The organism is Pedococcus sp. (genome assembly GCF_036554925.1).
Classification (GTDB): domain Bacteria; phylum Actinomycetota; class Actinomycetes; order Actinomycetales; family Dermatophilaceae; genus Pedococcus_A.
The window spans coordinates 1-8,020 of the sequence record NZ_DATBMI010000179.1; the positions used below are offsets into that span (position 1 = coordinate 1).

Sequence of the window (8,020 nt, forward strand, 5' to 3'; positions counted from 1 at the left end):
CGACGAGCGCGGCAGCTCGAAGAGACGCTTGCGCTCCGAGAACGACGTCGCCGCAACGGGATTGGGGTCGATGAAGATGTGGCGGTGGTCGAACGCCGCGACCAGCCGGATGTGCTCGGAGAGCAGCATGCCGTTGCCGAACACGTCGCCGCTCATGTCGCCGATGCCGACGGCGGTGAAGTCCTCGCTCTGGGTGTCGACCCCCATCTCGCGGAAGTGCCTCTTGACCGACTCCCACGCGCCGCGGGCGGTGATGCCCATCGCCTTGTGGTCGTAGCCGGCCGAGCCGCCGGAGGCGAACGCGTCGTCCAGCCAGAAGCCGTAGGACTGGGCGACGCCGTTGGCGATGTCGGAGAACGTCGCCGTGCCCTTGTCCGCGGCGACGACGAGGTAGGGGTCGTCGCTGTCGTGGCGGACGACGCGCTCCGGCGGGACGATGGCGCCGGCGACGCGGTTGTCGGTGACGTCGAGCAGGCCGGAGATGAACAGCTTGTACGACGCGATGCCCTCGGCGAGCCAGGCGTCGCGGTCCAGGGTCGGGTCGGGAAGCTGCTTGGCGTAGAAGCCGCCCTTCGAGCCGGTCGGGACGATGACGGCGTTCTTGACCATCTGCGCCTTGACCAGCCCGAGGACCTCGGTGCGGAAGTCCTCGCGGCGGTCGCTCCACCGCAGGCCGCCACGGGCGACGGGTCCGAAGCGCAGGTGCACGCCCTCGACCCGCGGGCTGTAGACCCAGATCTCGAACGCCGGTCGCGGCGCGGGGAGGTCGGGCACGGCCTTCGGGTTGAGCTTGAGGCTCACGTACGTCTTGTCCGTGGCGTCCTGGGCCCGCTGGTAGTAGTTGGTGCGCAGCGTCGCGCGGATGACGCCCAGGAAGGACCGGATGATGCGGTCGTGGTCGAGGGACTTCACGTCGTCGAGCGCCTTCGTGATGGCGGCGACGATCGACTCCTCCTCGGCCGTGCGCTCCGAACCGGCCCCACCGGCATACCGGTCGGGGTCGAAGCGCGCCTCGAACAGCGACACGAGCATCCCCGCGATGGGGAGGTTCTGCACGAGGGCGTTCTCGAGGTAGTTCTGGCTGAACGTGGTCTGCGTCTGCCGCAGGTACTTCGCGACGGTGCGGATGATGACGACCTGCCGCCAGGTGAGGCCGGCGCCGAGCACGAGGGCGTTGAAGCCGTCGGACTCAGCCTGGCCGTTCCACACGGCCCCGACGGCCTCCTGGAAGAGCTCGCGCAGTCGGTCGCGGGACTCGCCCGTCCAGACCTTCGCGTTGCGCACGCGCAGGCCGAAGTCGTAGATGTGCACCGTGACGCCGTCGCTGCGGTTGATCTCGTACGGCCGCTCGTCGACGACCTCGACGCCGAGGTGGGTGAACATCGGCAGCACCTGCGTCAGCGACAGCGGGCCGCGGCGGTAGAGCTTGAAGCGCCGCTCGTGCGGGGGTGCCCCGGGCTCCTGGTACATGTTGAGGCCCGTGGCCTCCTCGGTGTCGAGGACCTCCATGTGACGGATGTCGGCGACACCGATCCGCGGCGTGAAGTCCTCCTTGTAGGCCTCGGGGAAGGCCCTCCCGTAGAGGCCGGTGAGGCGTGCCGCCGCCTCCTCGCCGTGCTCGATGCGCGCCGCCTCGGAGAGGTCCTCGTCCCAGGTGCGGGTCGCGTCGATGAGCTGCTTCTCCAGGACCGCCTGGTCGACCTCGGGGATGCTCTCCCCCTGGGGCACGCGTACGACGAAGTGCAGCCGCGCCAGCGCCGACTCCGACACCCGCGTCGTGTAGTCGACGCTGGCGCCCTGGAACGCCTGGCGCAGGATCGACTCCATCTTCAACCGGACGCCGGTGTTGTAGCGGTCGCGCGGGATGTAGACCAGGCACGAGACGAACCGGCCGAACTCGTCCTGGCGGAGGAACAGCTTGGTCTTGCGCCGCTCCTGGAGGTGCAGCACGGAGGTGGCGTTGTCGTGCAGCTCGTCCTGGTCGGCCTGGAACAGCTCGTCCCGGGGGTACGTCTCGAGGACCTCGAGGAGGTCCTTGCCGGAGTGGGAGTCCGCGGTGAACCCCGTGCGGTCGAAGATCGCGTCGATCTTGTCCTGCAGCACCGGGATCCGCGTCACCGACTCCGTGTATGCCGTGGACGTGAAGAGCCCGAGGAAGCGCCGCTCCCCGGTGACGTCGCCGGCCTCGTCGAAGGTCTTGATGCTGATGTAGTCGAGGTAGGCGGAGCGGTGAACGGTGGCGCGGCTGTTGGCCTTGGTGACGATCAGCAGCTTGCGCTCGCGCGCCACGCCGCTGGCCTGCTCGCTGAGCGTGACGCCCTCGCCGCTCGTGTCGTAGCGCAGCAACCCGAGGCCGGTGCCGTGGACGGCCGTGAGGGTGTCGGCGCCGTCACCGCGGTTCAGGTGGTACTCGCGGTAGCCGAGGAAGGTGAAGTGGTTGTCGGCCAGCCAGTCGAGCAGGCGGCGGGTCTGCTCGACCTCCTCGGGCGGGATCCCGACCGGGGGGCTCTGCTCGAGCACCTGGGCGATCTCGGTGCACTTGGCGCGCATCTTCGGCCAGTCCTCGACCGCCTCGCGGACGTCGGAGAGCACCCGGCGCAGGTTGTCCGCGATCGCCTTGCGGTCCTGCGGGTCGCTGTCGCGGTCGATCTCGAGGTGCATCCAGGACTCGCGCACGACCCCGAACTCGGGCGTGGCCCCACCGTCGGTGCCGGAGTCGGCGGCGCCCCGGTCCAGGACCTCCTCGAGGTCGCCGGCGGCGTTGCGACGCACCAGCACGAGCGGGTGCACGACGATGTGGACGGTGCGGCCCATCCGGAGGAGCTCGGCCGTCACGGAGTCGACCAGGAAGGGCATGTCGTCGGTGACGATCTGGACGACGGTGTGCCCGCTGGCCCAGCCCTGCTCCTCGACCTCGGGGTTGAAGACCTCGACGTTGACGGTGCCGACGGGCCGGTTCTGCGCGAGCCGCTGGTGCGAGAGGGCGGCGCCGAGGAGGTCCTCCGGGGCGCGCGGCAGCAGGTCCTCGGTGGCGACGTGGCGGTAGTAGCGGCGCAGGTACGACTCGAGCCGCTCACCCCCGGCGTGGTGGTCGGCCAGCTCGGCGGCCGTGTGCAACAACTGGTGACGCGACTGCTCCAGCGACGCAGACATGCTTGTGGTCTTCATCCTCACCGTGTCGGACTGGCGCACCCCGCTGTGCACCCAGGACGAGCCTAGCGCTCCGGCGGCCACCCGGCGCCCGGGGCCCTGAGGTGCTCAGCCGCGGGGCGAGGCGCCAGCGGTGGCTCGTTCGAATCGCGCGTTGGCGCAGGTGGGGCTACGTTTCCGGGGCACGCGGTGCCACTCGCGCACCACATCTGCATCGACGAAGGAGCAGCACGTGATCATCCTCGGCATCATCCTCATTCTGATTGGATGGCTCGCCAGCATCTCGATCCTCACCACGATCGGGATCATCCTTGTCGTCGTGGGCGCCGTCCTCTACGTGCTCGGCGCCACCGGCCGCGCCGTGGGCGGACGCAAGCACTGGTTCTGACAGTGCGGGGCAGCGCCCCGCACTGACGCAGCGGCCCCCGCCGACCCATGTGGGTAACGGCGGGGGCCGCTGCCGTTGCTCACTACAGTGGGCGCATGCCGCCGCCCGTGGACCCGGAGCGCCTGCTCGCCCTCGGCACCGCCCTCGCCGCCCTCCGCGAGACGGCGCGTGACGGCGCGGACGAGGTGCTGGCGCTGTTCCCCGAGCTCGGCGAGCGCGACGTGCAGTCGGCCGTCGACGGCCTGCTCGAGCAGCTCGCCGACACGCTCCGGGCCCTCGACGCCGAGGCCACCGAGCTGGCGGGGCGGCTGCGCATCGCCGGGCAGTCGGCCTTCGAGGCAGGTCCCGGCCCGGGGGCAGGCCACCGTCCGGAGGCGGGCCACGGTCCGGAGGCAGGCCACGGTCCGGAGGCAGGCCACGGTCCGGAGGCAGGCCACGGTCCGGAGGCAGGAGCACGCGAGCGGTCCGGAACGGGTCGGCGGTGGCGGTCGTGAGCGCAGGACTCCAGGGCGACCCGGGCTCGTGCTCGCAGGCCGGCGGCTCGCTGCGCCGGCTGTCCTCGCGCCTCGAGTCGGCCACGACGAGGGCGGACCGCGCGACCGGTGACCTCCGGTCCGACGACGCCACCTCCGGCGGGCGTGAGCAGGCCCGGACGCGCCGTGCCGCCCGCGACCTCGCTCGGCGCCAGCGTGCGCTGCTCGACGCCGCCCACGCCATGTCGACCCAGCTCGACCGCGCCGGGTCCGCCCTCCAGGAGCACTCCTCCGACCTCGCGGAGGCACTGCAGGAGCTGCGAGACCTCGAGGGGCGTGCGGCCGCCGCCGGGCTCCGGTTCGTCGACGGGCGGGTCGAGCTCCGGTGGGGCGTCGCGGGCGTCGCCGACGCGGGTGACGCGGCGGCCCGCCAGGGGGTGCGCGACGAGCTGCAGACCCGGGTCGACCGGGTGCTCCTCCTGCTCGCCCGACGGCGGGCCCGTCTCGCCGAGGCGCTGGAGTCCGCCCGCCAGGCGCTGGCCGACGAGGCCGCCGCGGTGCGGCGCTGAGGGCCGGGCCGCGGGACAATGGCGTCGTGAAGGTGACCATCGACCTCAACGCAGACCTCGGCGAGTCCTACGGCCGCTGGGTGCTCGGGGACGACGAGGCCATGCTCGACGTCGTCACGAGCGCCAACATCGCGTGCGGCTTCCACGCCGGAGACCCCGCCGTGCTGCTGTCGGCCTGCCGGATGGCGGCCAAGCGCGGGGTGGCCATCGGCGCCCAGGTCGGCTACCGCGACCTCCCCGGGTTCGGGCGGCGGTTCATCGACGTCGACCCTGCCGAGCTGACCGCCGAGGTGGTCTACCAGATCGCCGCCCTCGACGGGCTCGCCCGCGCGGCCGGCACCCGCGTCCGCTACGTCAAGCCGCACGGCGCCCTGTACAACGCGGTCGTCACGCACGAGGCCCAGGCCGGCGCCGTGGTCGAGGGCATCCGCCTCGCCGGCCAGGACCTCGCCGTGCTCGGGCTGCCGGGCTCCATCCTGCTCCAGGCAGCGGGCGAGGCCGGGCTGCCCACCGTCGCCGAGGCCTTCGCGGACCGCGGCTACACCCCCGCGGGGACCCTCGTGCCGCGGTCCGCGCCCGGAGCGGTGCTGCACGACCCCGAGGAGGTCGCGGCCCGCGTCGTGCGCCTCGCCGTGTCGGGCACCGTCCGGGCGGTCGACGGCTCGGAGGTCTCGGTCACCGCGCAGTCCGTGTGCGTCCACGGGGACTCCCCGGGGGCCGTCGGCATGGCCACCGCGGTGCGCGAGGCGCTCTCGGCCGCCGGGGTGCGTGTCGCGCCGTTCGCGCCGGAGTCCCCCTGAGGGCTGCCATGGCCGCGCACGACCTGCCCGACCGGTCCGGCCGACCCGACACCGCCCCGGCCCTGCTCCCGTGCGGCGAGTCGGCGTTCCTCGTCGAGCTGGGGGACATCCCCGAGGTGCTGGCGCTGCACTCCGCCCTGGAGTCCCAGCGCCCTCACCTGCCCGGCCTGGCCGACCTCGTCCCCGCGGCCAGCACCCTGCTGGTGGTCGCCGAGGAGTCCGCGGCCCTCGGCGCCCTGCGACAGGCGGTGTCGGAGCTGCTGTCGAACCCCGCGAGCTGGCCTGTGGCACCGGCCACCTCGCCGAGCGGTGGCGTCAGCACCGGCGAGAGCACTGCCGCGGTGGAGCTGCGCATCGCTGTCCGCTACGACGGTGAGGATCTCGAGGACGTCGCCCACCACACCGGCCTGACGGTCGCCGAGGTCGTCGAGGCGCACACCGGCGCGCTGTGGACCGCCGCCTTCGCGGGGTTCGCCCCCGGCTTCGCCTACCTCGCCGGCGGCGACCCGCGGCTCGAGGTGCCACGACGCTCCGAGCCGCGCACCCGGGTGCCGGCCGGCGCGGTGGGCCTGGCGGGTCGGTTCAGCGGCATCTACCCGCGCAGCTCCCCCGGCGGCTGGCGCATCATCGGGCACACCGAGGCCGTCCTGTGGGACCTCGACCGCGACCCTCCTGCCCTGCTGCGACCCGGCACCAGGGTGCGGTTCGTGGCCGCCGAGGGCGGACACGTGGGCGGTGCCGGGTCATGAACGCCGGCAGCAGCGACGCCCACGGCAGCGCCGATGACGCGGCCGGTCTGCAGGGCGTCCAGCCCCGAGGGCGTCCGGAGCAGCGGGCGGGCGGGCCCTCCGTGCACGAGCCGTATGCCGTGCTCGAGGTGCTCGATGCCGGTCCCCTCACGCTGGTGGAGGACCTCGGACGCGCCGGCCTCGCGTCGCTGGGTGTCGGCCGCTCGGGGGCCGCGGACCGGCGCTCCCACGCCCTCGGTGCACGGCTGCTGGGCCAGGACCCGCGGCTGGCCTCCCTCGAGGTCACGCTCGGCGGCCTGGCCGTGCGCGCGCACGGCAGCGTCACGGCCGTGCTCACCGGCGCGCCCTGCGACGCCACCCTGGACGGTTCTCTCGTGGGCCACGCCGCGCCCTTCCTGCTGCGCGACGGGCAGACCCTGCGGCTGGGCCGTCCCCGGTCCGGCCTGCGCACCTACCTCTCGGTTCGCGGGGGCGTCGCGGTGCCGCCGGTGCTCGGCTCCCGCTCCACCGACGTGCTGTCCGGGATCGGTCCACCACCGCTCACGGCGGGCGACCGAGTGCCGGTCGGCGAGCCGTCGGGCCATCCCCATGTCGACATCGCACCGGTGCGCCCGCCCGACCCGGGCGCGGTGACCCTGCGCGCGACGGTGGGGCCACGGGCTGGATGGCTCGCCTCCCTGGACGCCCTGACCGCCACGGTGTGGACCGTCTCGGAGCAGAGCGACCGGGTCGGGGTGCGGCTGGTCGGCCCGGGCCTGGAGCGCCACCCCTCGACCCGGACAGCCGAGCTGCCGAGCGAGGGAGTCGTCCGCGGGGCCGTGCAGGTCCCGCCCGGCGGGGAGCCCGTGGTCTTCCTCAGCGACCACCCCGTGACCGGCGGGTACCCCGTGGTGGCGGTGGTCGTCGAGGCCGACATCGACCTCGCGGCGCAGGTCGTACCCGGTCAGGAGCTGCTCTTCCGCCTGCACCGGGGCTAGCCGGGTCGGGGTGTTGGCGCGCGGCATGGCGCGGGTCAACACCCCGGACCCACGGTGGCTACGATCGTCGCGCCCCACCAGCGACCCCCGAGGCCGGGGCCCCCAGCGAACGCTGTGGCCGATCCGCCCAGGAGACACGCATGAAGCTCACGAAGTCCGCCGAGTACCACGCCAGCCCGGAGGAGGTCTTCGCCGTCCTGTCCGACCCCGGCTTCGCGTCCGCCAAGTGCGCCGCGACCGCGGCCATCAAGCACGAGGCGGAGGTGAGCACGTCGGGCGACCGCACCATCATCACCACCGAGCGCGTCCTGCCCAGCCAGGGGCTCCCCGACTTCGCGAAGTCCTTCGTCGGCGAGACCATCACCGTCCACGAGACGCAGGACTGGGGCCCGGCCGCGGGCGACGGCACCCGCGAGGGCACCGTCGCGATGGAGGTCGCCGGTGTGCCGCTCTCGATGCACGGCACCCTGCGCCTCGAGCCCGGCGGTCCCGGCACGCTCGAGCACATCGACGCCGAGCTCAAGGCCAAGGTCCCGCTCATCGGCGGCAAGCTGGAGAAGGCTGCGGCGTCGCCCATCCGGGAGGCCATCGACATCGAGGTGGAGACGGCCCACGAGTGGCTCCACGGCTGACGGCCACGGGCTCGGCCTGACGGCCGCGGGCTCGGCTGACCGCGGGCTCGGCTGACCGCGGGCTCGGCCACCCGGCATACGAAAGGGCCTGGAACCGCAGCGGTTCCAGGCCCTTCGCGTGCGCAGCCGGTGCCCGCGGCGCGCTGTGCTGTGTCAGCCCATGTGCGGGTAGGCGTGGTGGGTCGGCGGGTTGAAGGTCTCCTTGATGGAGCGCGCGGACGTCCAGCGCAGGAGGTTCTGGGCGGCGCCGGCCTTGTCGTTGGTGCCCGAGGCGCGGCCGCC

8 protein-coding genes are annotated in these 8,020 nt (G+C 73.4%); 7 read left to right on the top strand and 1 reads right to left on the bottom strand.

Going from position 1 to position 8,020, the window contains the following annotated elements:
• The coding region (locus VIB11_RS13950) for an NAD-glutamate dehydrogenase (protein ID WP_332031841.1) at nucleotides 1-3,153 on the bottom strand (3,153 nt) is incomplete at its 3' end.
• 229 nt (nucleotides 3,154-3,382) lie between these two features.
• Between VIB11_RS13950 and VIB11_RS13955 the strand changes: the two genes are divergently transcribed.
• The 7 genes from VIB11_RS13955 to VIB11_RS13985 all read left to right on the top strand — a co-directional run bounded on the left by VIB11_RS13955 (nucleotide 3,383) and on the right by VIB11_RS13985 (nucleotide 7,738).
• A complete protein-coding gene (locus VIB11_RS13955; RefSeq protein ID WP_332031842.1) occupies nucleotides 3,383-3,538 on the top strand; it encodes a DUF6131 family protein in 156 nt (51 codons plus the stop codon).
• A 95-nt stretch (nucleotides 3,539-3,633) separates the two neighbouring features.
• Complete coding sequence (locus VIB11_RS13960) at nucleotides 3,634-4,032, top strand: hypothetical protein (RefSeq protein WP_332031843.1); 399 nt, start codon at nucleotides 3,634-3,636, stop codon at nucleotides 4,030-4,032.
• Nucleotides 4,029-4,580: a hypothetical protein gene (locus VIB11_RS13965; RefSeq protein ID WP_332031844.1), complete on the top strand. Its 552-nt coding sequence runs from the start codon at nucleotides 4,029-4,031 to the stop codon at nucleotides 4,578-4,580. Before VIB11_RS13960 ends, VIB11_RS13965 begins: the two co-directional genes overlap by 4 nt.
• Nucleotides 4,581-4,606: 26 nt before the next feature.
• On the top strand, nucleotides 4,607-5,380 hold the full coding sequence (locus VIB11_RS13970; RefSeq protein ID WP_332031845.1) for a 5-oxoprolinase subunit PxpA: 774 nt from the start codon (nucleotides 4,607-4,609) through the stop codon (nucleotides 5,378-5,380).
• Between the two features lie 8 nt (nucleotides 5,381-5,388).
• Nucleotides 5,389-6,129: an allophanate hydrolase subunit 1 gene (locus tag VIB11_RS13975; RefSeq protein ID WP_332031846.1), complete on the top strand. Its 741-nt coding sequence runs from the start codon at nucleotides 5,389-5,391 to the stop codon at nucleotides 6,127-6,129.
• Nucleotides 6,126-7,106 carry a biotin-dependent carboxyltransferase family protein gene (locus VIB11_RS13980; protein WP_332031847.1) on the top strand — a complete coding sequence of 327 codons (981 nt, stop codon included), beginning with the start codon at nucleotides 6,126-6,128 and terminating at the stop codon, nucleotides 7,104-7,106. Before VIB11_RS13975 ends, VIB11_RS13980 begins: the two co-directional genes overlap by 4 nt.
• A 140-nt stretch (nucleotides 7,107-7,246) precedes the next feature.
• Complete coding sequence (locus VIB11_RS13985) at nucleotides 7,247-7,738, top strand: DUF2505 domain-containing protein (protein WP_332031848.1); 492 nt, start codon at nucleotides 7,247-7,249, stop codon at nucleotides 7,736-7,738.
• Nucleotides 7,739-8,020: the final 282 nt, after the last annotated feature.

Coding starts and splice junctions, on each gene's coding strand:
- VIB11_RS13960 (WP_332031843.1), top strand. CDS start 3,634: ATGCCGCCGCCCGTGGACCCGGAGCGCCTGCTCGCCCTCGGCACCGCC.
- VIB11_RS13985 (WP_332031848.1), top strand. CDS start 7,247: ATGAAGCTCACGAAGTCCGCCGAGTACCACGCCAGCCCGGAGGAGGTC.
- VIB11_RS13975 (WP_332031846.1), top strand. CDS start 5,389: ATGGCCGCGCACGACCTGCCCGACCGGTCCGGCCGACCCGACACCGCC.
- VIB11_RS13980 (WP_332031847.1), top strand. CDS start 6,126: ATGAACGCCGGCAGCAGCGACGCCCACGGCAGCGCCGATGACGCGGCC.